General features: G+C 51.1%; 26 protein-coding genes. 22 read left to right on the plus strand and 4 right to left on the minus strand.

The window, feature by feature from the left end; all coding sequences use genetic code 11:
* Positions 1-2: 2 nt before the first annotated feature.
* Positions 3-770 (plus strand): phospholipid-binding lipoprotein MlaA, encoded by a 768-nt coding sequence (mlaA, locus tag HGT70_RS04215; RefSeq protein WP_071435023.1) that lies wholly within the window; start codon positions 3-5, stop codon positions 768-770.
* A gap of 500 nt (positions 771-1,270) precedes the next feature.
* Positions 1,271-1,753 carry a phosphohistidine phosphatase SixA gene (gene sixA, locus HGT70_RS04220; RefSeq protein ID WP_071430881.1) on the plus strand — a complete coding sequence of 161 codons (483 nt, stop codon included), beginning with the start codon at positions 1,271-1,273 and terminating at the stop codon, positions 1,751-1,753.
* 22 nt (positions 1,754-1,775) lie between these two features.
* Here the strand turns inward: sixA and smrB are convergent, their stop codons facing one another.
* The gene (gene smrB / locus HGT70_RS04225; RefSeq protein ID WP_071430879.1) at positions 1,776-2,324 is read right to left on the minus strand and encodes an endonuclease SmrB; all 549 of its coding nucleotides are present in this window, start codon (positions 2,322-2,324) and stop codon (positions 1,776-1,778) included.
* A gap of 173 nt (positions 2,325-2,497) precedes the next feature.
* On the opposite strand from smrB, the gene prmB reads away from it, so the two are divergent.
* From prmB to HGT70_RS04255, 6 genes are read left to right on the plus strand one after another with little or no spacing between them, the layout of a single operon-like run.
* A complete protein-coding gene (gene prmB, locus HGT70_RS04230) occupies positions 2,498-3,433 on the plus strand; it encodes a 50S ribosomal protein L3 N(5)-glutamine methyltransferase (protein WP_214194991.1) in 936 nt (311 codons plus the stop codon).
* A 37-nt stretch (positions 3,434-3,470) separates the two neighbouring features.
* The gene (gene aroC, locus HGT70_RS04235; protein ID WP_214194992.1) at positions 3,471-4,559 is read left to right on the plus strand and encodes a chorismate synthase; all 1,089 of its coding nucleotides are present in this window, start codon (positions 3,471-3,473) and stop codon (positions 4,557-4,559) included.
* A 1-nt stretch (position 4,560) separates the two neighbouring features.
* Entirely contained in the window at positions 4,561-5,388 is an 828-nt protein-coding gene (gene mepA / locus HGT70_RS04240) for a penicillin-insensitive murein endopeptidase (protein ID WP_214194993.1), read from the plus strand.
* Between the two features lie 9 nt (positions 5,389-5,397).
* The gene (locus HGT70_RS04245) at positions 5,398-6,192 is read left to right on the plus strand and encodes a TSUP family transporter (RefSeq protein ID WP_071430873.1); all 795 of its coding nucleotides are present in this window, start codon (positions 5,398-5,400) and stop codon (positions 6,190-6,192) included.
* An 18-nt stretch (positions 6,193-6,210) separates the two neighbouring features.
* Positions 6,211-6,756: an elongation factor P hydroxylase gene (locus HGT70_RS04250; RefSeq protein WP_214194994.1), complete on the plus strand. Its 546-nt coding sequence runs from the start codon at positions 6,211-6,213 to the stop codon at positions 6,754-6,756.
* Between the two features lie 26 nt (positions 6,757-6,782).
* Positions 6,783-7,076, plus strand: a complete 294-nt coding sequence (locus tag HGT70_RS04255; protein WP_214194995.1) for a YfcL family protein — start codon at positions 6,783-6,785, stop codon at positions 7,074-7,076.
* Here HGT70_RS04255 and mnmC read toward each other — a convergent pair.
* Positions 7,069-9,057 carry a bifunctional tRNA (5-methylaminomethyl-2-thiouridine)(34)-methyltransferase MnmC2/FAD-dependent 5-carboxymethylaminomethyl-2-thiouridine(34) oxidoreductase MnmC1 gene (mnmC, locus tag HGT70_RS04260; protein ID WP_214194996.1) on the minus strand — a complete coding sequence of 663 codons (1,989 nt, stop codon included), beginning with the start codon at positions 9,055-9,057 and terminating at the stop codon, positions 7,069-7,071. The genes HGT70_RS04255 and mnmC overlap by 8 nt on opposite strands.
* 152 nt (positions 9,058-9,209) lie before the next feature.
* On the opposite strand from mnmC, the gene fabB reads away from it, so the two are divergent.
* Together fabB and HGT70_RS04270 are read left to right on the plus strand one after the other, a co-directional pair.
* A complete protein-coding gene (fabB, locus tag HGT70_RS04265; RefSeq protein ID WP_071430867.1) occupies positions 9,210-10,430 on the plus strand; it encodes a beta-ketoacyl-ACP synthase I in 1,221 nt (406 codons plus the stop codon).
* Between the two features lie 86 nt (positions 10,431-10,516).
* Positions 10,517-11,710 carry an MFS transporter gene (locus HGT70_RS04270; RefSeq protein ID WP_214194997.1) on the plus strand — a complete coding sequence of 398 codons (1,194 nt, stop codon included), beginning with the start codon at positions 10,517-10,519 and terminating at the stop codon, positions 11,708-11,710.
* Here HGT70_RS04270 and pdxR read toward each other — a convergent pair.
* Positions 11,664-13,103 (minus strand): MocR-like pyridoxine biosynthesis transcription factor PdxR, encoded by a 1,440-nt coding sequence (gene pdxR, locus HGT70_RS04275; protein ID WP_071430862.1) that lies wholly within the window; start codon positions 13,101-13,103, stop codon positions 11,664-11,666. The two genes, HGT70_RS04270 and pdxR, sit on opposite strands and share 47 nt — an antisense overlap.
* An 85-nt stretch (positions 13,104-13,188) precedes the next feature.
* Between pdxR and HGT70_RS04280 the strand changes: the two genes are divergently transcribed.
* The gene (locus tag HGT70_RS04280) at positions 13,189-13,614 is read left to right on the plus strand and encodes a rhodanese-like domain-containing protein (RefSeq protein WP_214194998.1); all 426 of its coding nucleotides are present in this window, start codon (positions 13,189-13,191) and stop codon (positions 13,612-13,614) included.
* Position 13,615: 1 nt separating this feature from the next.
* Here HGT70_RS04280 and HGT70_RS04285 read toward each other — a convergent pair whose 3' ends face one another.
* Complete coding sequence (locus tag HGT70_RS04285) at positions 13,616-14,710, minus strand: flagella biosynthesis regulator Flk (protein ID WP_157725327.1); 1,095 nt, start codon at positions 14,708-14,710, stop codon at positions 13,616-13,618.
* 143 nt (positions 14,711-14,853) lie between these two features.
* On the opposite strand from HGT70_RS04285, the gene pdxB reads away from it, so the two are divergent.
* The 11 genes from pdxB to HGT70_RS04340 all read left to right on the plus strand — a co-directional run bounded on the left by pdxB (position 14,854) and on the right by HGT70_RS04340 (position 25,469).
* On the plus strand, positions 14,854-15,984 hold the full coding sequence (gene pdxB / locus HGT70_RS04290) for a 4-phosphoerythronate dehydrogenase PdxB (protein ID WP_214194999.1): 1,131 nt from the start codon (positions 14,854-14,856) through the stop codon (positions 15,982-15,984).
* A gap of 60 nt (positions 15,985-16,044) precedes the next feature.
* Positions 16,045-17,052 (plus strand): aspartate-semialdehyde dehydrogenase, encoded by a 1,008-nt coding sequence (locus tag HGT70_RS04295; RefSeq protein WP_071430854.1) that lies wholly within the window; start codon positions 16,045-16,047, stop codon positions 17,050-17,052.
* Positions 17,052-17,876, plus strand: a complete 825-nt coding sequence (gene truA / locus HGT70_RS04300) for a tRNA pseudouridine(38-40) synthase TruA (protein WP_214195000.1) — start codon at positions 17,052-17,054, stop codon at positions 17,874-17,876. The genes HGT70_RS04295 and truA overlap by 1 nt, the downstream gene beginning before the upstream one ends.
* A gap of 11 nt (positions 17,877-17,887) precedes the next feature.
* Positions 17,888-18,547 carry a DedA family protein gene (locus tag HGT70_RS04305; RefSeq protein ID WP_214195001.1) on the plus strand — a complete coding sequence of 220 codons (660 nt, stop codon included), beginning with the start codon at positions 17,888-17,890 and terminating at the stop codon, positions 18,545-18,547.
* Positions 18,548-18,692: 145 nt separating this feature from the next.
* Positions 18,693-19,607, plus strand: coding sequence for an acetyl-CoA carboxylase, carboxyltransferase subunit beta (accD, locus tag HGT70_RS04310; protein ID WP_214195002.1), 915 nt, complete (start codon positions 18,693-18,695; stop codon positions 19,605-19,607).
* Between the two features lie 72 nt (positions 19,608-19,679).
* Positions 19,680-20,948, plus strand: a complete 1,269-nt coding sequence (gene folC / locus HGT70_RS04315; RefSeq protein WP_071430846.1) for a bifunctional tetrahydrofolate synthase/dihydrofolate synthase — start codon at positions 19,680-19,682, stop codon at positions 20,946-20,948.
* Complete coding sequence (dedD, locus tag HGT70_RS04320; protein ID WP_071430844.1) at positions 20,938-21,675, plus strand: cell division protein DedD; 738 nt, start codon at positions 20,938-20,940, stop codon at positions 21,673-21,675. Before folC ends, dedD begins: the two co-directional genes overlap by 11 nt.
* Before the next feature lie 176 nt (positions 21,676-21,851).
* On the plus strand, positions 21,852-22,337 hold the full coding sequence (gene cvpA / locus HGT70_RS04325; RefSeq protein ID WP_214195003.1) for a colicin V production protein: 486 nt from the start codon (positions 21,852-21,854) through the stop codon (positions 22,335-22,337).
* A gap of 35 nt (positions 22,338-22,372) precedes the next feature.
* The gene (purF, locus tag HGT70_RS04330) at positions 22,373-23,890 is read left to right on the plus strand and encodes an amidophosphoribosyltransferase (protein WP_071430840.1); all 1,518 of its coding nucleotides are present in this window, start codon (positions 22,373-22,375) and stop codon (positions 23,888-23,890) included.
* Positions 23,891-23,988: 98 nt separating this feature from the next.
* Entirely contained in the window at positions 23,989-24,561 is a 573-nt protein-coding gene (locus tag HGT70_RS04335) for a UbiX family flavin prenyltransferase (RefSeq protein ID WP_071430837.1), read from the plus strand.
* Between the two features lie 125 nt (positions 24,562-24,686).
* Positions 24,687-25,469, plus strand: a complete 783-nt coding sequence (locus tag HGT70_RS04340) for a lysine/arginine/ornithine ABC transporter substrate-binding protein (RefSeq protein WP_214195004.1) — start codon at positions 24,687-24,689, stop codon at positions 25,467-25,469.
* The last annotated feature ends 17 nt before the right edge of the window (positions 25,470-25,486 follow it).

Below are 25,486 nucleotides of genomic sequence, written 5' to 3' on the forward strand. Positions count from 1 at the left end.
ACATGTCTTACCGGCTAACGGCATTGAGTTTAGCCGCACTTGTTTTAGCAGGATGTGCGAGTTCAAAACCTGATGAAACTCAGCAGACGTCACAGCGTAGCGACCCTCTGCAAGGGTTTAACCGCACGATGTTTAATTTCAACTATGATGTACTGGATCCCTACATTGTGCGCCCAGTTGCGGTGGCATGGCGTGACTATGTGCCCGTACCGGCGCGCACAGGGATTAGTAACGTCCTCGGTAACCTGGACGAACCTTCCTCAATGGTCAACTACTTACTGGAAGGGGATGTCGAGCGGGCGGCCATTCACTTTACCCGGTTCTTCTTGAACTCGACGCTCGGTCTAGGGGGGTTAATCGATGTTGCAGGAAAAGCGAACCCTCAGCTTGCACGTGAACATTCTCACGGCTTCGGCAGTACCTTGGGGCATTACGGGGTAGGTTATGGTCCGTACGTCGAGCTACCGGGTTATGGTAGCTTTACGGTTCGTCAAGACGGTGGCGATTACGTCGATAACCTTTATGCGCCGCTGAGCTGGTTGACTATTTGGTTCTCTGCCGGTAAATGGGTGCTAGAAGGCGTTGAAACGCGTGCGCAGCTCCTCGATTCCGACGGTATTTTGCATCAGCAAAGCGATCCTTATTCCTTTATTCGTAATGCGTACTTCCAGCGTTACGATTTCTTAGCGAATGGCGGGAAATTGAAGCCTGAAGATAACCCGAATGCCCAGGCGATACAAAACGATTTGAAAGATATCGATTCGCAATAATCGACGCCTGACGCTATTCGCTCAGCGCGCTAACTAAGCGTCTTCGACGGTAAGGGTTCATGGTAAACATGAACCCTTTTTTAATCTCTTGCATGACTAAGCCTTACCGACTAAAAGTGCCCAGTCCAAGGGAGAGCGATCAGCGCAGTCATGACCTGAGAGCGGTTAGGTCGCGCTGACTTCAGCCCCTCCCTCGGTCAAGCACAACAATGACGGGTGGGTGTAATACTCTGAGGTTATCTAGAGCGAGCGCAGCGTAAGGGATTTGCGTAAAACAGAGTAAGAAAAATAAAGTTTTTAAGCGGATGGGTTGCTCTGGCAAGACCTTTTGCTGCGAAGAGAGAATTTATTTCGTATATTTTTTATTCTTATTTACAGTAGGTTGCTAACTAATGTCTCGCCACAAGCTTGACTGTCTTCATGCCCTAGGGTAAAAAAGCAGGTTCACACGCGGACTATCACGAGCGGTGAACCCATTTTCCTCTCAGCAACGGTGCTTTATGCATGTTTATATAATGCGTCATGGTGACGCAGCTCTCGAAGCGGCAAGCGATGCGCAACGTCCGTTGACGCATTGTGGCATAGAAGAAACCCAACAAATGTCGCGCTGGTTAGCTGGTCGACAATCTCACTTTGACCTAACATTAGTCAGTCCTTTCCTACGCGCACAGCAAACCTTCACCTCTTTTTCTAATAACGTAGTACAGAGTGGTAGGGTTGAGACCCTCGACATGCTGACTCCTGCAGGGGATGCGCAGGCGGTGAGCGATTATCTACAAGGGTTGGCCAGCGAGGGAGTGGAAGCGGTGATGGTGATCTCCCATCTTCCATTAGTTGGTTATCTGGTTTCTGCGCTTTGTCCAGAACAGTGCCCCTTGATGTTTGCCACGGCGGGTATTGCTCATATCGATTATGATGCGAAGGCCGCTCGCGGCACCCTGTGTTGGCAGGAAAGCCCATCGCGTCTTGCGGCAGCGATGTAGCGACACACCGTATAATAAGGCCTTAAAAGAGAGGCGTCGTTAATTCATCGACGTCGATCAACATAAGGATCGCGGCATTGCCTCCGAACAGCTTAGGAGCTTGATGGAACGCCATAACGTGGGGATGTTGTGCTAGCCACAGCGGGGTCTGCTGCTTAAGAATATGTTTACCATGCCCGTGCATTACCGATGCGCAAAATAGCCGTTCCCGTCTACACGCCGCGATCATGGCGCCCAGTTCCTGCTTAGCCTGCTGCTGGGTGAGCCCATGCAAATCTAAAAAAATCTCTGGTGTATAGTCCCCACGACGCAGTTTTTTCACTTCATAGGGGCTTACGTCAGCACGGGTATATCTCACCGGTCCTTCTACTGCGAGTAGAGGTTGGTATTCATCAGAGAAGTAATGACTATTATCGATCTGTTCGCTGATTAACCGCTTTTCGGGTAGCGCACGCGTAATTTTTTTAGCGAGGGGATGTAGCACTGTGTCGTGCTTGATACGACGAGTATCGCCCATCAATGTTCTAAATAGGTCTACATCTTCTTTATCGAGGGGTTTTTTGCGGCTCATCGCTATTCCAGCTACTGAATGATCATTGTGTCATTTTTAACGGCAATCCATCAAAAATCAAATTTCTCTAAACAATTCTACCTTGGCGGCGAAAATAGCCGCCTATTGCAGCTGAATTTAGCACGACTTCGTGGCAAACTAGGAAAAGTTTTGTTAGTTGCCCTGGAGGGCATGTGGATAAATTTTTTGCCGAAGAGGTGGTAAGCGACCTGCATACCATCCAGGATATGTTACGTTGGACCATTAGTCGTTTTTCAGCCGCAGAGATTTGGTACGGCCACGGCACCGATAATCCTTGGGACGAAGCGGTGCAATTAGTACTGCCGACCCTCCATCTCCCTCTCGATTTGCCCGAAGAGATGCGTAGCGCGAGGTTAACTCGCTCTGAGCGTGAATTAATCGTGGAGCGGGTAACCCGCCGAGTGTTCGAGCGCATCCCGGTCGCCTACCTGACTAATCAGGCCTGGTTTTGCGGTCACGAGTTTTACGTCGATGAACGTGTGCTTGTCCCTCGCTCGCCGATTGGTGAACTCATTAATCACGGCTTCTCTGGGCTAATAAATCGTTCGCCTCGCCATATTCTTGACCTGTGCACGGGCAGTGGCTGCATCGCTATCGCTTGTGCCTATGCATTCCCTGATGCGGAAGTCGATGCGGCAGATATTTCTCCCGAGGCCCTCGCCGTTGCCGAACAAAATATTGACGCACACGGCATGATGCATCAGGTGACGCCGCTTTGCTCTGACTTATTCGATAATTTAGCACCGATTAAGTATGACTTGATCGTGACCAATCCTCCTTATGTTGATGCCGAGGATATGGATGACCTGCCAGACGAATACCGTCATGAACCGGAGCTCGGTTTAGCCGCTGGTTTAGATGGTTTAATTCTCGTGAATCGTATGCTTGCGCAAGCCACAGAGTTTCTAAGCGAAGATGGCGTACTCATCTGTGAAGTCGGCAACAGCATGGTGCACATGATCGAACAATACCCTGAGGTTCCTTTCACATGGCTAGAGTTCGAGCAGGGCGGTGATGGGGTCTTTATGCTGGACTATCAGCAATTAGTCGAATGTAAGCCTATTTTTGAAAATCGCACGACGAAATAAGTCGCTTTTTCAGCAGAATTAACGATAAGGATTAAACATGGCTGGAAATACCATTGGTCAGCTGTTCCGCGTGACAACTTTTGGGGAGTCCCACGGGCTAGCATTGGGGTGTGTCGTCGATGGCGTCCCGCCCGGGATCCCGTTGACAGAGGCAGATTTACAGCACGATCTCGATCGTCGTCGCCCAGGGACCTCCCGCTATACCACTCAGCGCCGTGAACCCGACCAAGTAAAGATCCTGTCTGGCGTCTTCGAAGGTAAAACGACGGGAACTTCGATCGGCCTGTTAATCGAAAACACTGATCAGCGTTCGCAAGATTACGGCGAGATCAAAGAACTATACCGCCCAGGCCATGCAGACTATACCTACGACCAGAAATATGGCTTTCGTGATTATCGAGGAGGTGGTCGTTCCTCGGCGCGCGAGACGGCAATGCGTGTTGCTGCCGGTGCCATCGCGAAGAAATATCTCCAGATTACCCATAATATCTCGGTGCGGGGCTATTTAGCGCAGATGGGCGACGTGACGTGTGAGCTAAAAGAGTGGGCACAAGTCGAACAGAACCCTTTCTTCTGTCCAGACAGTGACCAACTTGAGGCCCTCGATGCGCTATTACGCGGGCTGAAAAAAGAGGGTGATTCCATCGGTGCGAAAGTGAGTATCGTGGCAGAAAATGTCCCGGTAGGCCTCGGTGAGCCGGTATTTGATCGCCTCGATGCCGACCTTGCGCATGCACTGATGAGTATCAACGCCGTTAAGGGCGTTGAAATCGGCGATGGTTTTGAGGTCGTTGCTCAGCGCGGAAGTCAACATCGCGACGAAATTCGTAAATCGGGCTTTCAGAGTAATCATGCGGGAGGCATTTTAGGTGGAATTAGCAGCGGCCAGACGATTACGGCCTCGATCGCACTTAAACCGACGTCAAGTATCACCGTGCCAGGTAAAACGCTGACTCGCCAAGGCGAAGAGGTCGAAATGATTACCCGTGGACGTCACGATCCTTGTGTCGGGATCCGTGCAGTGCCTATCGCTGAAGCGATGACGGCCATCGTATTGATGGACCACTTACTCAGGCATCGCGCACAATGCGGTGGCGTAATCAACTCTTCAGTACAAGGCGGCTAGCATGTTGAAACAGTGGATGATCGGTGGGGCGCTACTGATGGGTATGGCGTGCAGCGCGGGTGCGCAAACGCCGTGGCAGGCTATTCGACAACCTATCGCTGGGCCGGTTCAGCCGATAGGGAGTTATGCGAATGGGTGTATCATTGGCGCGCAAGCGCTGCCGTTAGAGGCTGAGCATTATCAAGTGATGCGTCCGGATCAGCATCGCTATTATGGTCATCCACTGTTGATTCAATTTATACAACGTTTTAGCCAAGACATAGCGCAACAGACGGCAGGGACAGTGCTGATCGGCGATATGGGGATGCCGGCGGGGGGACGTTTTAGTAGCGGTCACGCCAGTCATCAAATTGGCTTGGATGTCGATATTTGGTTACAGCTGCCTCGACAACGTTGGACACCGCAGCAACTCCTTCATCCGCAGCCACTCGACCTCGTCACGGCTGATGATAAATCGGTGGTGAGCCGACTGTGGAGTCGTGATATCGATACGATGGTACGACATGCGGCCGAAGATCCGCATGTCGCCCGTATTTTCGTCAATCCTGCGATTAAGCAGCAGCTATGCCTCGATGCGGGCAGTGACCGCCAATGGTTGCAGAAAGTACGCCCATGGTTCGCCCACCGTGCCCATATGCATGTTCGGCTACACTGTCCTGCTAATGATTCTCAGTGCGTTGAACAAGCCCCACCGCCGAGCGGTGATGGATGCGGTGCAGAGCTACAGAGTTGGTTCGAGCCTGCTAAACCAGGCGTTCATCCGACTAAGCCAAAACCGCCTGTGTTGCCGGCAAACTGCCAACTGCTATTGGATAAACACTTACTTTAAGGAACGAGTATGGATTGGTTTGTTGTCAGCCCCCTACTAGTCGTCATACTGTTTTTTGTCGCGGTGTTAGCGGCGTTTATCGATTCGATTGCCGGGGGAGGCGGGCTACTGACTGTTCCAGCCCTCCTTGCCGCGGGGTTATCTCCCGCTCAAGTATTAGCTACTAATAAACTTCAGTCGGTGGGGGGATCGTTTTCGGCTAGCCTCTATTTTGTCCGCCGTAAAGCCGTCGATTTGCGGCGACAGTGGTTGAATATCCTTTTAACATTTTTGGGCGCCGTAGCGGGAACGATTACCATCCAGCACCTGCAAGCCGATATCCTGCGTCAGGTCTTACCGTTACTGCTGATTGGGATTGGGCTGTGGTTTTTATTCATGCCGAAATTAGGTGAGGTCGATAAGGTTGCACGACTTGAGGGGCTGGCCTATGCCTGTATCGGTGGCGGATGTGTCGGCTTCTATGATGGCTTCTTTGGGCCGGGCGCTGGTTCTTTCTATGCACTGGGTTTTGTCACGCTTGCAGGCTATAACCTCGCTAAAGCGACCGCTCATGCCAAGGTCCTCAATTTTACCTCGAACTTCGCCAGTCTACTGTTTTTCATGGTGGGTGGCAAAGTGGTGTGGGGCGTAGGTATCGTGATGCTCATTGGGGCGGTGTGCGGGGCAAGGCTGGGCGCGCGCTTGGTGCTCAGTCGTGGACAGAAGCTAATCCGACCTATGGTCGTCATCGTGTCCATGGTGATGAGCGCGAAGCTTCTATGGGACAGTCACGGCGCAGCGCTACTACATAGTTTCGGCTTATAATTTTACGAAGAAAATTTAATGACTCAGTTACACCGTTATCAGGACATGATCACGATCTTCGACCGCTGTTTCTTTGAAGATTTTACGACTCGGTTGGTAAAAGGTGACGACGAACCAATCTATCTGCCTGCGGATGAGCAGTGTGATTATCATCGTATCGTCTTTGCGCATGGTTACTACGCCAGTACGCTGCATGAAATTTCTCACTGGTGTATCGCCGGGCAAGAACGCAGATTGCTCGTAGATTTTGGATACTGGTACTGCCCCGATGGTCGCGATGAACAGAGGCAGACCCAGTTCGAACAGGTCGAGATCAAACCACAGGCTTTAGAGTGGATTTTCTCGGTAGCGGCTGGATTTCCGTTTAATATTAGTTGCGATAATTTAGAAGGCAGTTGTGAACCAGATCGTATCGCTTTTCAGCGCCAGGTTCATGCACAGGTAATGCGCTATCTTGAGCAGGGGCTGCCTGAACGGCCAGCTCGCCTTGTTGCAGCACTGCGAGCGTTTTATCATACAAACCCTCTGCACTCGGCGCAGTTTTCATGGGCTGAAACGCTCTAAGACCCGTTTATTTTTTAGGATAAGTCATGATTATAGATCTCGAGCAGCACATTCTCGACAATATCGATAAAACCGTTGAGCATGGCTCGGATGATGAGCTTTTTGCGGGCGGCTACCTTCGCGGGCATCTGACGTTGGCCGTTGCTGAGCTGGAAGCCCAGCAGATCGAAGCGCCGGACGCGCTACATCAGCATGTGGAACACAGTATTGCCCAAGCCATTAAGGCGGGTGAACTTTCCCCTCCCGACCAGAAGCTCGTTAGGCAATTGTGGGGCGACCTCTACCAACAAGCAGTAGAGGCTTTAACACCTGCTAAATAAGCGGTCTACCCTTTAAGCGCTTACGGATCCAAAAGCGGCCAGGGTGTAGCGCGTTCAAGGTCGCGGGGTCGAGCGGCGCTGGCTCCCCGGCTAGCTGTGAGGCTAAGATTTCCGCCGCGAGCGGAGCGCTACAGATCCCCCGTGAGCCAAAGCCACCCAGTACATAAGCGCCGCGATAAACGTTAGCGGCCATTTCCTCTTTCGTTTGATTAGGCTGCGTGATGAACTGTTGGTAGTGGCTCAGCGCCCCCACCAGTGGTAGATGATCGCGCGTGGCGCAACGCACGGCGACGCGTGCTTGGTCATCCATTGTTAAGGTAGAGGCCCACTCAGTGTTGGGAAGACACTGTGCTAAGCGCGCCTTATTCATGTCCTGTTCGGTGGCTGAGTAACGGCAATCGGCGCTGCCACGCCGATAGCTGGCACCGATACAATGAGTCTGATGGCTAGGGCTGAGTGGCGTTAAGTATCCCTCATAACAGAGTACGGTCGAGAGCTTACTCAACGGCTGCTGGTATCCGACATGACTGACTTGCCCGGCGACCGAGTAAATAGGGAGAGCATCGCTCTGGGTGAATTGATTCAGTCGATGACCATTAGCCAAGACTATTTGGGAGTGGGTTGCCTGCTCTCCGGTCGCAAAATCAAGCCGCCACTGGTCGTTGGGGAGCTGTTGCAGGCGTTCCACACGATGCTGCCAGTGGCAAACCACGCCTTGTGTTTTTGCCCAATCGATTAGACGCGTCGTTATCTCCGCTGGCGACAACCAGCCACCCTCAGGATAGAAGATACCGCCGTGTTCGAGGGGTAATCCCGCGAGAAGGCTGGCCTCATCAGCACTAACCTTTCGTGCAAGCGACGTCGGCAAAGAAAGGCTAAGTAGTTGGTCGATTTTCTTGCGGCTCTTATCATCCCAGCCTAGCTGTAATACGCCACACCATTGGTGCTCGAATTCTATCGGCAGTGCTCGATAAAACCGCGTGGCATAAGTGAAGGCCGCAGTGAAAAAGGTGGCCAATTGCGGATCTTGGGCGTGTAACAGTGGGTAAAGCGCGCCCTGTCGATTACCTGATGCATTTTCGGCGGGAGAGTCGTCAGCACAATAGAGCGTCACTTGCCAGCCCCGGCGAATTAACGCCACGCATAAGCAAGCACTGGCAATACCGCCGCCGATAATCGCGATCTCTTTATTCTGCGCGGCAAGACGCGGATACCAAGGGGTCGGTGGGCTGAAATTGGGAACGGTCGTTAGCTCGCCGACTAGCATCTCACGTTTAGGACCGAAGCCTTTTCTGCGCGTCACGGAGAATCCTGCTTGCTGAAGACCCCGACGCACAAACCCTGCTGCGGTGAATGTCGCAAATGTCCCACCTGGCTTAGCTGTCGTTGCGAGCGTAGCGAAAAGCCTATCGCTCCACATGTCCGGGTTTTTTGAGGGTGCAAAGCCATCTAAAAACCAGGCATCGACTTTTTGAACTAAATTAGCGTTGAGATCCTCTAACATGTCGTTGATATCGCCAAACCACAGGTCGAGCGTTATCTGGCCTTGTGCAAAGACCAGACGGTGGCAGCCTGGAACCGCCATCGGCCATTGCTGACACAACGCCTCAGAGAAGCGTGCCAGCTCCGGCCAATGCTGATGGGCGAGCTGTAAATCGAGTAAAGTCAGCGGGTATTTTTCACAACTAATGAAGTGCAGACGCGGTAATGTCGAGACGTTATCTTCACAATTTAACCGCTGGTAGCTTTGCCATAAAGTTAAGAAGTTTAAGCCGGTCCCAAACCCAGTTTCGGCAAGGGTGAAGGTGTCGTTGTGTGTTTGGGTCAATCGAGTAGAAAGTTGATTGCCTTCCAGAAATACATAGCGAGTTTCGGCAAGGCCGTTATCGTTTGAGAAATAGACATCACCAAAAAATTCCGAAACAGGTGTACCGAGTTCGTTCCAATGTAGGGCAGCGTGGCTGATAGTGGTTGATTTCACGTCAATGACTCGTAGCGGAAGACTTGCCATTAGTCTAGCGGTATCACAATTTACAGGCAAATTTACAAAGAGTTATAAATAGGGGGTTGTTCGGCGTACAACTGTACGCTAAAGTGCACCCCATAAGATGATAGTTGTTATGAGGAATGTGAATGAAACGTGCAGTGATCACTGGGTTGGGGATTGTTTCCAGCATTGGTAATAATCAGCAGGAAGTGCTGGCTTCTCTTCGTGAGGGGCGTTCAGGAATCACTTTTTCTGATGAAATGAAAGATGCAGGCATGCGCAGCCACGTCTGGGGTAACGTTAAGATGGATACCACAGGCTTAATTGATCGCAAAGTTGTGCGTTTTATGAGCGATGCGTCGATTTATGCTTACCTCTCAATGGCTGAAGCGGTCAAGGACTCCCAGTTAACCGAAGAGCAATATCAAAACAATCCTCGTGTAGGATTGATTGCGGGCTCCGGTGGCGGATCGCCTCGTTTCCAAGTATTTGGTGCGGACGCTATGCGTAGCCCACGCGGCTTGAAAGCGGTAGGTCCTTATGTTGTGACTAAGGCAATGGCGTCCGGCGTGTCGGCATGTTTAGCGACCCCTTTTAAAATCCATGGCGTTAACTATTCAATTAGTTCAGCGTGTGCGACATCCGCACACTGTATCGGTAACGCGGTTGAGCAGATCCAACTCGGTAAGCAAGATATCGTCTTCGCCGGCGGTGGTGAAGAGCTTTGCTGGGAACTGGCTTGCGAGTTCGATGCAATGGGTGCGTTATCCACTAAGTATAACGATACGCCAGAAAAAGCGTCTCGTACCTATGATTCTGAGCGTGATGGCTTTGTCATCGCAGGCGGTGGCGGTATGGTCGTCGTTGAAGAGCTTGAGCACGCATTAGCCCGTGGCGCACACATCTACGCGGAAATCGTAGGCTACGGTGCGACTTCTGACGGCGCTGACATGGTTGCTCCTTCTGGTGAAGGTGCAGCACGCTGTATGAAGATGGCGATGGAAGGTGTTGATACACCTATCGATTATCTGAATACCCACGGTACTTCTACGCCGGTGGGCGATGTGAAAGAACTGGGTGCGATTCGTGCTGTTTTTGGTGATAACACGCCTGCTCTTTCGGCGACGAAAGCGATGACCGGTCACTCCTTAGGGGCTGCTGGTGTACAGGAAGCCATTTATAGTCTGCTGATGTTAGAGCATGGTTTTATTGCGCCAAGTATCAACATTGAGCAGGCGGATGCGGCGGCGGAAGGGATGAACATCATCACTCAGCCAACTGAGCGTGCATTAACTACCGTGATGTCAAATAGCTTCGGTTTCGGTGGGACTAACGCAACATTGACGATGCGCAAATTCACGTCATAATCAGTATATTGTGATAAAACGGCAGCCTAGGCTGCCGTTTTTTATTGGTATAGAAACCAAATCCTCTATTCTTGTAGGAGTACCCGATGACGCAGGATACTAGTCGCCCCGAAGACCGCTCTGTGAAGCCCGTTGCCGTTACATCGTTCTCGGTATTTATCACCTATTTGACAGCTGGAATCGCGTTACCCGTTATCCCCTTATTTGTTCATAATGATCTAGGAATGAATAATGTAATGGTGGGTATTGCCGTCGGGATCCAGTTTTTTGCCACGCTCGTCAACCGCGGATTTGCGGGGAAAAAAGCCGATCAGCACGGCGCAAAGCAGACGACGCGATTGGGTATGAGCATTATTGCCTTAGTCGGCGTAGCGTATCTCCTCTCGGTTTTTATTAATCATTCACTCTGGTTGCAATTCAGCTTATTACTGGTCGGTCGGATACTGTTAGGACTTGGAGAAAGTTTCTTACTTACCGGCAATTTGACCTGGGGGCTGGGGCTGATTGGCCAGAAACGTTCCGGAATAGTCATGTCTTGGAACGGTATGGCGATTTATGGCTCATTGGCGGCGGGTGCGCCGATCGGGTTATTACTCTATCACCACTTCGCTTTCCTCGGGGTTAGTATTGCGTGTGTGCTATGCCCACTTATCGCTCTGCTCTGTAATGCCAAGATCCCCTCTGTACCGGTGAGCGGCGGCGACCGTCCTAGCTTTACGACGGTGCTCAGGCAGATACTTGCCCCGGGTAGCGTATTAGCCCTACAAGGCGTCGGTTTTGCTGTAATTGGTGCATTCATCTCGCTTTATTTTGCTGCAGAGCATTGGGGAAACGCGGGATATACCTTAACCATCTTCGGACTCGCCTACGTCCTGATTCGAGTATTCTTCGGTGGACTACCCGACAAGAAAGGGGGGGTTGTGGTAACCATCATCTCTCTACTGGTGGAAATGGCGGGTCTGTTACTGCTTTGCCTTAGCCAGCAAGAGTGGCAGGCATTAGTTGGCGCGGCATTAACCGGTGCAGGCTGTTCATTAGTCTTTCCGGCGATGGGCGTGGAAATAATGAAGCGTGTCGATCCACAAGTTCGTGGTACCGCCCTAGGATGTTTTTCCGCCTTCCAAGATGTCGCTTATGGTGCGACAGGGCCTTTAGCCGGTTTTCTCGCCAATAGTGCCGGTTACGGTGCCGTATACTTGGCGGGAGCCTGTAGCGCCGGTATTGGGGTTCTGGTTAGCGCTGCGATGCTACGTTCTGCAAGATCTGGTTCAGCAGCGTAACGGCATGACGCATGGCCTGTGGCGTCAATGCGGAAAAGCCAAGGATCCAACCCTGTAGGGGGGGAGAGTTGAGGCAAAGAGGAGCCAGCTCTGTGAGGTGTAATCCTTGGCGTGCCGCGGCGAGAGTGATGGCCGTAGTATCACCCAACAGGTACTCTACCGCGAGTTGTAGCCCACCTTGCGAAGGAAAAAGTCGTAAGGTATCGGGCGGACTATGATCAAGTAGGTCAATCAGTAAGCGCCGCCGCGCTGCATAAAGTATTTTCATCAACCGTAGGTGATTAGCGAAATAGCCTTCGTTGATAAATTTTGCGGTAACGGCCTGCATTAATGGGCTAGTATGGCCGTCCATCGATTGGCGTGCGTTGACTAGGCTCGGAATAAGAGACGACGGGGCGACGAGATAAGCCAGGCGGATCCCAGGAAAAAGAGTCTTCGAGAAGGTTCCAATATAAATCACCCTCTGCGCACGATCTACGCGTTGTAGTGATGGCGGCGTAGCGTTTTCGTAGTGAAACTCCCCATCATAATCGTCTTCAATAATCCAACTCTGGTGGCGCTGTGCCCAGTCTAGCCACTGCTGGCGTCGCGGTTGGCTCATGGTCATTCCCAACGGATACTGATGTCCAGGCGTTAGATAGGCCATTTTAGCGGCGAACGTCGGTGGATAAGCCCCATCATCGTCAAGAGGCTGTGCTAAAAGTTGCGCGCCCGCTTGGCGAAAAGCATTCACCGCCCCGGGATAACAAAGGGCTTCTGTAACAACCGTATCGCCTTCATCGACCAGAACATGGGCGAGTAGTTGCAGGGCTTGTTGCGAACTGGTCATTACCAAAACCTGTGCCGGGGAGCAGTTCACCTGTCGAGAGAGAGTCAAATAGTGGCTAATTGCTTTTCGACAGCTAGCCAACCCTTGCGGATCGCCATAGAGCAACTGTTCCGCGGGTAGGGCTTTCATCACTTGCTGCGTCACGTCTGTCCATTGTTTTAAGGGAAATGCATGCACATCTGGAACGCCGGTATTGAAGGCTTGTATATGCTGTGGATCACGGCACTGGACTTGGGTTGCTCGTCGCTGTCCACGCTGCGACAGCGCCGGGGGCAGCCCTTTAGAAGCGGAGGGAGCCATCGTTAAGGCATGATGAGCAACAAAGCTGCCTCGTCCCGGCTGGCGCGTGATATAGCCTTGAGCCGTTAAGTGTTGATAAGCCGCTTCGACGGTTACGCGCGAACAGCCTAGATCATTTGCCAACTGACGTGAAGAAGGTAAACGCTCACCTGATACCAGATGCCCCCTTTCGACTGCCGACTTTAGCGCACGACAAAGTTGTGCCACGCGAGTCCCCGGTCCGGACAAGGTTAGGGATAGCCAGATTGAAGAACGTTGCGCCATTGTGGTCTTAAACTCTATAAAAAATGGGTCTTATTGGGGCCACTATTGTGCGATATTATCTCTGTCTCATACAAGGAGATAAACAATGATCGATTTTGCTACCCCTGAGGCGAGTACCGCATACCTTAAAGCTAAACTGGCGTATTACATCGATGCCTGGGATCTTGCACAAAAGTGTAGAGAGGCCGATGCCTACTATGTGGTGCTTGATGTACGTTCGGCCGAACACTACGCGTCAGGGCATATCCCAGGGGCGGTTCATTTCGCGCACCGCGAGATGAATGCGCAAACGCTTAGCCAGTTAGCCGATGATAAGGTTTATGTAACTTATTGCGATGGGATTGGATGTAATGGTTCGACGAAGGGCGCCTTCAATTTAGCGCAGGCTGGCTTCAGGGTGAAGGAGTTAATCGGTGGCTTAGATTTTTGGCGACGCGATAACCACCCTATTGCGGTAGGCGAAACGCCGCAGGCTTGGCCAGCGACTGAAGGCCAAGCTTGCGGCTGCTAACTTAGATCCAAAAAAATAGTAAGATCAGCAGGGCCGCGCCGATCAGCAGCATTTTCACGCGTGGGCTAAGTGGCCAGAAGTTCATGTCATTATGTTGAGTGGGGACCGGTCTATCGATAGGCTGTGGCCCGCGGTAGTGTGGTCCCTTTGCAGGTTGCCAACCGAAGCCTGCGCGACGACTGAAAAACGCATTAAGTAGGTCATGCGCTTGAACGCTCGACAGTGCGGAGGTAGGGGCTAGCTGAAAATGTTGCTGGCAATACTCCTCGGCTTGCTGGGATTCGTCAACGCTGGCAGGTTGTTTTAATCCATGTAGCAGCTGCGATAAACTCTGCATTTCTTGGCCGACTAGCGATTGCCGTGCCTGCAAATACTGAAGCAGTAGGGGATAATGTTTTGCAGGGATGGGGTCGCCGTCTTTCAAGCCGATCATCGTATGTAAGGTTTCCCAAATACTCAGCGTTGATTCACCGCTCGCCATCGATAATTTCATCACCTGTTGGCTCAATGTCAGATGCTCGGCGGGCAATAGGCTACGCGAGGTAGAAGTCGTCTGCAGGGGGGGGCGAACCGCGATTTCCCCTTGCTGCAAACGGGTCAGGACCTGTTGTAGTTGCGCTTGTGACAACGCACTCAGCACCGTTTGCCCGAACTGATGACGAATATACTCGCTCACGGCTTGTCGGTTGTTACCTTGCGGGAGTAAGTCAGTCAATTGCTGAAGCTGTCGGCGAGCTAAATGGTTATTCTGTTCTTGCTGGAGCAGGTCTTTTAACCACTTTTCGGCTTCGGGGAAATGTGCGGATAAGAGTTCTGCATCGCCCCCTACATTAACTTGATGACGAATACCTGCCCATAACGCAGGCGCTTTGAGACTGCTAATCGCTAAAATTTTCACGATGATGCGTTCGAGTGCAGTGCGTTGGGCTGAGGTCAGCGCTTCACTGTGCAACGGCTTAGCTTTAAGGCTATTCGGGGAGGTGGAATCGTGACGGTGTGGACCGTCGGAAAATCCGCGAGGGCCGCTGAGTGGCTGCATGGCAACATCCTTACAAGAGCTACGAACCGGATGACCGGGGGAATAGCCGGCTATCATAGCAATCCCCTCGCTAAATCCCAAGTGCCAATCGAGCCTTACCCCTATTATTTATCGGATCACGACAAATCATTCTCAGATGTTTTCATTCAGAGAGTATGACAGAATATTCAGACTGTTCTTTTCACCCACCAGGCCAAACCATGAAAATCGTCGTCGATGAAAATATGCCTTATGCTCAAGAGCTATTTAGCCGTCAGGGAGAGGTTGTTCGGGTTCCAGGACGCCCGCTGCCGATCAGCGCACTGCAAGATGCACAAGCCTTAATGGTTCGCTCAGTCACGCCAGTGAATACACAACTGATTACTGGTACGTCATTGGCGTTTGTCGGGTCGGCAACTGCGGGTACCGATCATGTTGAACTCGCAGATCTTGAGGCGGCATCGATTGCCTTTTCTGCGGCCCCTGGATGTAATGCCATTGCGGTGGTGGAATATGTGCTTTCTGCGCTATTACTCTTAGCAGAAAAAGATGGCTACCTGCTGAGTGACAAAACGATCGGTATTGTAGGGGTGGGTAATGTGGGGAGTCGTCTGCAAGCCCGCTGTGAAGCACTGGGGATGAAGGTATTGTTATGCGATCCTCCTCGTGCCGATCGTGGCGACAAAGAAGAATTTCTCTCGCTCGACAGCGTCGTGGCGCAAGCCGATATCCTGACGTTTCATACACCACTCATCAAGCAGGGCGCCTATCAAACCTGGCACTGCGTCGATCAATCGCTGCTGGAAGCGCTACGCCCAGGTTGTGTATTGATTAATGCCTGTCGCGGAGCGGTCGTTGATAATCAAGCGCTTAAACAGGTATTGCTGCATAGAGACGACCTTAGGGTAGTACTCGATGTATGGGAGCCAGAGCCGGATCTTGATCGACAGCTATTAGCGCAAGTTCACATCGCGAGCGCGCACATAGCGGGATACACCTTAGAAGGTAAAGTTCGAGGCACTACGCAACTTTATGAAGCGTGGACGGCGTTTATCGGACAGCCGGAGAGCGTATCGCTCAGTGAGTTATTACCCCATCCCGATATTCCAGAGGTTAAGGTAAACGGCGAGTTTTCGCAGTCACTCCTAAAACGTTTGGCACATCTCGTGTATGATGTGCGCCGCGATGATGCATTGCTTAGGCTGCATATCGGTGATGAGGGCGGTTTTGATCGATTGAGAAAACATTATCAAGAGCGCCGCGAATGGTCTTCCTTGTTAGTGAAATGCTCATTAGAAGCGACTGCAGAACGCCTACGTCAACTTGGATTTAATTCATTATATAGCGCCTAAGGCGTTGTTGTTATTGGGGATGACATCGGGTCATCCTATACATTGAGTGTGGAGTACCCCATGTCCCAGGGTTGGAATATTGCTATTTTAGGCGCTACCGGTGCGGTGGGTCGTGCGTTAATTGAATGTCTGGAGCAACGCCAGTTTGCCGTAGGCGACTTGACCTTACTCGCCACCGAAGAGAGCGCAGGCGAGTCCATTCGTTTTTCGGGTAAAAATTATCAGGTCAAAGACGCGCAATCCCATGATTGGAGCGACAACCAGCTCGCCTTTTTTGTGGCAGGGCAGCAAGCCAGTGCACAATATGCCGATCTAGCGGCAGACGCCGGGTGTATCGTTATCGATAGTAGCGGCTTATTTGCCTTAGCGCACGACGTGCCCCTCGCGGTAGTCGGTGTTAATGAGAGTACGCTTGCCGACTATCGTAATCGTAATATTATTGCGGTTGCAGACAGCCAAGTCAGCCAATTAATCAACGCGATTGCTCCGCTCAACGATGAAGCGGGCGTGCAGTCGATCCAACTTACCGAATTCCTCTCGGTTTCAGCTCAAGGTAAAGCCGCGGTCGATGCTTTGGCTGGAGAAAGCGCGCGTTTACTAAACGGTATCCCACCTGAGCAGTATCACTTTGGACGTCAGTTAGCCTTTAACATGATGCCTTTAGCGGTGGATGAGCAGGGGAGTGTGCCCGCAGAGCGCCGCGTCGTCGATCAAGTCCGTAAAATTTTACAAGACGAGAGCTTCGCGTTGAGTGTCACGTCGCTACAAGCGCCGATTTTCTACGGAAATGCACAGAGCGTTCGCGTGATGACCGCACGTCCCTTAGACGTCGAAGAGGCCCAGCATTTACTGGCGGCGCGCGCTGATGTTACCGTGAGCGATGAACAGGATTTTCCGACGCCAGTGAGCGAGGGTACGGGCCAAGATCAGCTCTATATCGGGGCGATACGTCAGGACTATGGGCAAGCAGAAGGATTACAATTCTGGTCAGTCGCCGATAACGTACGCTACGGCGGTGCACTCATGGCGGTTAAGATCGCCGAAAGCTTGGTCGAGGATTATCTGTAATGTCGTTACCCGAAGCGCCGTATAAAATTGCGTTAGGTATTGAATACGATGGCAGCCGTTACTGCGGCTGGCAGCGTCAACGTGAGGTACGGAGTGTCCAACAAACGCTTGAAAAAGCGCTGACTCAGGTCGCCAATCATCCCATTGATGTATTTTGTGCCGGGCGTACCGATGCAGGGGTACACGGTACCGGACAAGTGGTACATTTCGAGACGCAGGCGCAGCGGGCTGACGCGGCTTGGACGCTTGGGGTCAATGCAAATCTTCCGGACGATGTTGCGGTGCGTTGGGTGAAAGCGGTACCTGATGATTTTCATGCGCGGTTTAGCGCCACCGCCCGGCGCTATCGTTATGTCATCTATAATGAGCGCCTGCGTCCTGCCATCTTAGGGAAAGGCTTAACGCATTACTATCATCCGCTCAATACTGACGCGATGCATCGCGCGGCACAAAGCCTGCTGGGTGAAAATGATTTCACCTCGTTTCGTGCGGTGCAATGCCAGTCTCGAACGCCATGGCGTAACATTTCGCATATTACTGTGCGGCGGCAAGGCAGCTTTGTGGTGGTCGACATCAAAGCGAATGCCTTTGTTCATCATATGGTACGTAATATTGTGGGAAGTTTGTTAGAGGTTGGTGCCGGCAATCAGCCAGAAACGTGGATGGCTGAACTTCTGGCACTGCGCGATAGAACCAAGGCTGCGGCCACCGCTCGTGCGGAAGGTCTCTATCTTGTCGCTGTCGATTACCCGGACCATTTTGCGTTGCCTACCCCTACGCTAGGGCCGCTATTCCTGCTCGATAACCCTCATCTGTCGCTATAAGGAGTCATGAAATGCTATCAATGATCATTGATTTCATTTTGCATATTGATGTGCATTTAACCGCTCTCATTGCGCACTATGGGCTATGGGTCTACGCGATTCTCTTTTTGATTATTTTTTGCGAAACGGGGTTAGTGGTAACTCCGTTTTTACCGGGTGATTCCTTACTATTCATCGCAGGGGCCTTGGCCGTGTTACCCAGTAATGGCCTTGACGTGCACGTGATGGTGGGGCTGATGATTATCGCGGCGATATTGGGCGATGCACTGAACTACACTATTGGCCGGTTATTTGGCGAAAAGCTGTTTAGTCGCCCAAATTCGAAGATTTTTCGTCAGAGCTATCTCGATAAAACCCATCAGTTTTATGACAAGCATGGCGGTAAAACGATTATTTTAGCTCGCTTTATCCCAATAATTCGTACCTTCGCGCCTTTCGTTGCCGGGATGGGACGGATGAGCTATCGCCAATTCGGGTTTTACAATATCATTGGCGGGATCAGCTGGGTTGCCTTGTTCAGTTACGCTGGCGCGATCTTCGGCGATTTACCGGTAGTAAAGAGCAATATTAATCTGTTGATCGTCGCGATTATCGTTATTTCGGTTTTACCCGGTATTATTGAGGTGATCCGTCATCGCATTAAGAAGAATAATACAGACCCTTTAGCTTAATGCTGATATCTGTATAATCGCTCCATATTTTTATCCACAGATCGTTACAGTTGTGGTTTAATGAGCGCTATTTATTGGCTGTTGAGTAATCATTCAGCAGAAACACAGTGACTGGTAAAACCAGGTTCAAACAGAAAGGTCCTCAATGAGCTGGATTGAACGCATTCTTAACAAAACAAATGTTGCCCCTGCCCGTAAGGCGAGTATTCCTGAAGGGATTTGGACAAAATGTACGAGCTGTGGTCAGGTACTCTACCGCGCCGAGCTAGAACGTAATTTAGAAGTCTGCCCGAAATGTGATCACCACATGCGCATGCATGGACGTCCTCGTCTCACTACTTTCCTCGATCAGGGTACTACCGTCGAGTTAGGTAGCGAGTTAGAGCCACGTGATCTACTGAAATTTCGTGACTCTAAAAAGTATAAAGACCGTATCGTCGCTGCACAGAAAGAGACCGGTGAGAAAGACGCTCTTATCGCAATGAAAGGGCAGCTTCACGGTATGCCGGTCGTTGCCGTCGCGTTTGAATTTGCTTTTATGGGCGGTTCGATGGGTGCGGTAGTCGGCGCTCGATTTGTGCGTGCGGCAGAACAAGCCTTGGAAGAGGGCTGCCCGCTAATCTGTTTCTCCGCCAGTGGTGGTGCACGGATGCAAGAAGCACTCACCTCTTTAATGCAGATGGCAAAGACCAGTGCGGCATTGGCTAAGATGCGTGAGCGTGGTTTACCTTATATCTCCGTATTAACCGACCCGACGATGGGGGGTGTTTCAGCAAGTTTCGCGATGCTCGGTGATCTTAACATCGGCGAGCCAAAAGCATTGATCGGCTTTGCTGGCCCACGCGTTATCGAGCAGACGGTACGTGAAAAACTTCCACCGGGCTTCCAACGCAGCGAGTTCCTGATCGAGAAAGGGGCGATCGATATGATCATCCGTCGTCCAGAGATGCGCTTCAAGGTGGCGAGTCTGTTGGCGAAGATGATGAATCTACCGGCTCCGCTTCCTGAAGAGCCAGCCCCTGAACTTGAGAAGGTTCAGCAAGCGCCAAGCGACGCTTAATTCTATATTGCACATTGAAAGACGCTCTGGTAGCGTCTTTTTTATCATTGTTTCAGCGAAAAATTTCATACCATGTCTAAGCCTCATCATCCTCACTCGTCTTCCTCTCTTGAGGAATGGCTTGTTTACCTTGAACAGTTACATGGTCAGGCCATTGAACTCGGCTTAGATCGTATCCGCCACGTTGCGACAGAACTCGACCTGCTTAAGCCCGCACCCTTTGTTTTTACGGTAGGCGGCACTAACGGTAAAGGTACGACCTGCCGCACCTTGGAAGTTTTGCTCTTGGCGGCGGGGTATCGCGTAGGCGTATATAGCTCCCCCCATTTTATCCGTTATCCCGAACGTGTTCGGATCAACGGGCAAGAGCTGACTGATCAAGCGCATGTAGCGAGCCTAGATAGCCTAAATCAAGGACGGGGCGAAACCTCGTTAACCTTTTTTGAATTTAGCACTTTATCCGCCTTACAGCTTTTTAAGCAGGCCGATCTAGATGTCGTCATTCTGGAGGTAGGGCTGGGTGGGCGGCTCGATGCGACCAATATTATCGATGCGGATGTCGCAGTGATTACCTCTATCGCCTTAGATCACACCGATTGGCTGGGGCCTGATCGTGACAGTATTGGTCGCGAGAAAGCGGGTATTTTTCGTCAAGGTAAGCCGGCAGTGGTCGGAGAGCCTGATATGCCTTTCACCATTAAAAAAGTGGCACAGGATAAGGGGGCTATTTTATTAGCGCGTGACCAGCAATGGTCTTACCAAGCCTCGCCGCAAGGTTGGCAGTTTACCGACATCCAAGGCAAGTTGGTCGATTTACCCCTTCCGCAAGTCCCACTCGCTAATGCGGCTACAGCGCTGGCGGCGTTGCGTGTCTCGGGGTTAACCATTAACGAAACGACATTAAAAGCGTCGATTGCCAGCGCCACACTACCGGGGCGTTTTCAGATCTTTCAAGAGTCGCCGAAGGTGATTCTAGATGTGGCGCACAACCCACATGCCGCACGTTATCTCGTCGATAAGGTGAAGCAATTTGCTCCCACCGGAATTGTGCGCTGCGTAATCGGTATGCTCCATGATAAGGATATTGCTGGCACATTGGCGATTCTGAGTGAGGGAGTGGATGAATGGTACTGCGCAAGTTTAGAAGGACCTAGAGGGGCCTCTGCAGAGCAGTTACAATACTCACTCTCGGCGGCAAGCGGCTACTCGACCGTCGAGCAGGCCTATCAGGCGGCACTCAACCAAGCGACTGACGAAGACATTGTGCTGGTCTGTGGATCATTTCATACCGTTGCCGCGGTGATGGCATTGAGCGAGAAGGAGAAATTAGGTGGCCAGTAAATTTCAAAATCGTATGGCGGGAACCATTATACTCGTGGCCCTCGGCGTTATTATCCTCCCCGGCTTGTTAGATGGTAAAAAAAAGCACTATCACGAAGAGTTCGCGGCTATTCCGTTGGTGCCGAAACCGGGCGATCAACTTAGTGAGGAGATGGTGCCTCCGGTTACGCAGCCCATCCCTTCAACGACAATTCGTCAACAGGCGGCGCAACATATCCCTGACGATGGCAGTTCGCAAACTTTATCAGCCACGCGGGGAAGCGACCATCCGCAAGCCCTTGGCATGAACCCAACGCAGCTTCAGGTTCAACGCGCACAGGAGCAACTTGCCCGACAAGAGGCACAACGCCTCAAGGATCAGGCGCGGCAGCAGCAAGTGGCTCAGCAACAGGCGTTGGAAAAGCAGCAGAAACAGCAGTTAGCCGCTCAGCGACAAGCCGAGGCACAACAACGTCCACAAAACGACACGCCTTCGTCACCGACAGGCCAAGCCTATGTTATCCAACTGGGTGCATTACGTAATGCTTCGCGGGTCAGCGAAGTCGTCGACCAACTGCGTAGCGCAGGGTTTAAAGCCTATTCAATTCCCGCAACACCGGTTCAAGGTCAGATCAATCGCATCCTGGTTGGCCCAGATACCTCGAAGAGTCATTTACAATCTCAGGTAAATGAATTGAAGGCCAAAACAGGGTTATTTGGGGTCGTTATGCCTTACCGAGTACATTGAGAAACGATGATAAAAATCTCCTAATATAGGGAGAGAAAGGGCAGGGCAATTCTTATTTTTTAGGAATTGCCCTTTTTTAACTTGGCGCAGGAAAACCATACGCAAACGTTTTCTTTTTCTGATAGAATGCGCCGCGATAGAGGAAGCAATGTCATGAAGTGGTATAGGTTACGCGGATGAATTGGATTGATTACACCATAATCGGCATCATTGGACTCTCTTCGTTAGTCAGTCTTATTCGTGGATTTGTTAGAGAAGCACTCTCATTAATTACCTGGGGCTGTGCCTTCTTCGTCGCAAGTCATTACTACCCTTTGTTGGCGGATTGGTTTTCGGGGTTTGAACAACCCATGATCCGCAATGGTATCGCTATTGCGGCACTCTTTATCACCACGCTAATTGTGGGCGCTCTGGTCAATTATGTGATTGGGAGTTTAGTCGATAAGACGGGGTTATCTGGAACAGATCGCGTATTAGGTGTCTGTTTCGGTGCGTTACGCGGTGGCTTAATTGTCGCGGCGCTACTGTTCTTCCTAGACACCTTTACTGGTTTTTCAAAAAGTCCTGATTGGACGCAGTCACAGTTGATCCCGCAGTTTAGTATTGTTATCAGATGGTTTTTCGACTATCTGCAGAGCACATCGAGTTTTCTACCCCGATAATGAGTCGGGACAAGCGGCTATGAGGAAATAACACCATGTGTGGGATTGTCGGTATCAGCGGTTTTTTACCTGTAAACCAAGCAATTTATGATGCGTTATCGGTGCTACAACATCGTGGTCAAGATGCCGCGGGCATCTGTACGATCGATCACCTTAATTGCTTTCGCTTACGTAAAGCGAACGGACTCGTCAGTGATGTGTTTGAAGCGCGTCATATGCAGCGTCTACAAGGAACCATGGGTATTGGCCACGTCCGCTACCCAACAGCAGGTAGCTCCAGTGCCTCGGAAGCTCAGCCTTTTTATGTGAACTCCCCGTATGGCATCACGCTGGCACACAACGGCAATTTGACTAACGCACACGAGTTAAGAACTAAGCTGTTCGAACAAGGCCGTCGCCACATCAATACCACGTCAGATTCGGAAGTCCTGCTCAACGTTTTTGCTCAGGAATTGGATCGTTTCCAAGATTATCCGCTGACGGCAGAGAATATCTTTATCGCCGTTGAGCGTATGCATCGCCAAATTCGCGGTGCCTACGCGGTGGTCGCGATGCTAATCGGTCATGGCATGATAGCGTTCCGTGATCCGAACGGTATTCGTCCGCTGGTGTTGGGTAAGCGCCAACTACCGGATGGACGCACCGAATATATGGTGGCTTCGGAGAGTGTTGCACTCGATACATTAGGCTTTGAATTTATTCGTGATGTGCTGGCCGGTGAAGCCGTCTATATCACTGAACAAGGTGAATTATTCACTCGTCAATGCGCCGATGAGCCAAAAAATAATCCCTGCTTATTCGAATATGTCTATTTTGCTCGCCCAGACTCGTTTATCGATAAAATTTCGGTCTACAACGCCCGCATCCGTATGGGGACTAAGCTTGGCGAGAAAATTGCCCGTGAGTGGAGCGACCTCGATATCGATGTGGTGATCCCTATTCCTGAAACGTCGACGGACGTTGCATTGGAAATCGCTCGTATCCTAGATAAACCCTATCGCCAAGGCTTCGTTAAGAATCGTTATGTCGGACGTACGTTTATTATGCCTGGGCAACAATTACGCCGCAGCGCCGTACGTCGTAAATTGAATGCTAACCGCGCAGAGTTTCGCGATAAAAACGTATTGTTAGTTGACGATTCTATCGTACGGGGCACGACGTCTGAGCAGATCATCGAGATGGCACGCGAGGCGGGTGCCAAACGCGTGTATCTAGCGTCTGCAGCGCCGGAGATTCGTTTTCCCAATGTCTACGGTATCGACATGCCGAGCGTTAACGAATTAATTGCGCATGGCCGTGAGGTCGATGAGATCTGCCAGCTGATTAAGGCTGATGCGCTAATTTTTCAAGATCTCGACGATTTGATCGAGGCGGTCAAAGAGGAAAATCCGGAGATCGCTGAATTTGAGTGTTCAGTATTCAATGGTATCTACGTGACCAACGATGTGAACCAAGAGTATTTAGATTACTTGCACTCACTGCGCAAGGACGACGTGCAAGCCGTTGCCCGCCAAAACGAGGTTGAAGGGTTGGAACTTCATAACGAAGGCTAACTTCTCTTCTCCATGGAAACAGGGCGAATATCGCCCTGTTTTGCTTTCTGCTATACTTGCGCTTCGCCAATTAGCGCTAAGTGAGTAAGAAGAGCATTATGACGACAAGATTGATTGTAGGCCTCTCTGGGGCGAGTGGCGCTTTATACGGTGTACGCCTACTCGAAGTATTAAAGTCCGTTCCTGAGGTGGAAACTCACTTGGTGGCAAGCATGGCCGCTCGTCAAACCTTAGCATTGGAAACCGACTACAGCTGGCGAGATGTGCAAGCCTTGGCCGATCATGTGTATGACGTGCGTGACATTGGTGCATCGATCTCTTCGGGTTCATTCAAAACGTTGGGCATGGTGATTTTGCCTTGTTCCATTAAGACACTCTCTGCCATCGTTCATAGCTATAGTGACACGTTACTGACGCGTGCGGCGGATGTAGTATTAAAAGAAGGCCGTAAGCTAGTCCTAGGGGTTAGAGAGACCCCGCTGCACCTCGGCCACCTGCGTATGATGACGACTGCCGCAGAGTTGGGGGCAATAATTATGCCGCCAGTCCCGGCTTTCTACCATCGTCCGACCTCGATCAGCGATATCGTCGATCAGACGGTCAACCGTATCATCGACCAGTTTGCTATCGACTTGCCTCAAGATCTCTTTGCACGCTGGGAAGGGCATTAATGGTGCAATATTTTTTTACTGCACCGCGCCAGTACAGGTTTTGAGCGATTATCCCCACCGACCCTCGTAACAGATTGGCATGATTTGTGCTTAACCAGTGAGACTTCTTCTCACTGGTGATAGACATGAAAAAATTAACGGTATTTGCTTCGCTTCTATTAGGCCTGACGCTCTCCAGCCAAGCTATCTCTGCGCTTCCTTCACCTTTACGTTTTGGTACCGATCCGAGTTACCCGCCGTTTGAGTCGAAAGGTCCCGATGGTAAACTGGTCGGGTTTGATATCGATCTAGTGAATGAAATCTGCAAAAGGATCGCGACTCAATGTCAATTCGTGCCTGGGGATTTTGATGGACTGATCCCGTCCCTGAAAGCCGAGAAGATTGATGCGATTATCTCAGCGTTGTCCATCACAGAAAAAAGACTGCAACAAATTGATTTCTCCGACAAATTATATGCCGCTAACGCTCGTTTAGTGGCCGTGAAAGGTTCGCCATTACAACCGACTGTTGCCGCATTGAAAGGAAAATCGATAGGCGTGGAACAGGGAACGACCCAAGAAACTTATGCCGATAAATATTGGCGTCCTGCGGGGGTAACCGTTGTCCCTTACCAGGCTCAAGACCAAGTTTATCAGGACCTCGCCTCAGGCCGTCTAGATGCCGCCTTCCAGGATGAAGTCCAGGCCAGCGAAGGCTTTTTAAAATCTGCAGGGGGTAAGGGGTATAGCTTTGCAGGGCCGGCCGTGAAAGATAAGGCCATTTTTGGTGTAGGGACGGGAATTGGTGTACGCAAAGGCGATAGCGCATTAACACAGGCTATCAATACTGCGATTGCCTCGATGCACAAAGATGGGACCTACGATAAGCTGGCGAAAAAGTATTTCGACTTCAATATTTACGACGAGTAATACGCTTTAGCGGCGGA

Origin of the sequence: Rosenbergiella collisarenosi, from assembly GCF_018494085.1 — a bacterium.
GTDB classification, from domain to species: domain Bacteria; phylum Pseudomonadota; class Gammaproteobacteria; order Enterobacterales; family Enterobacteriaceae; genus Rosenbergiella; species Rosenbergiella collisarenosi.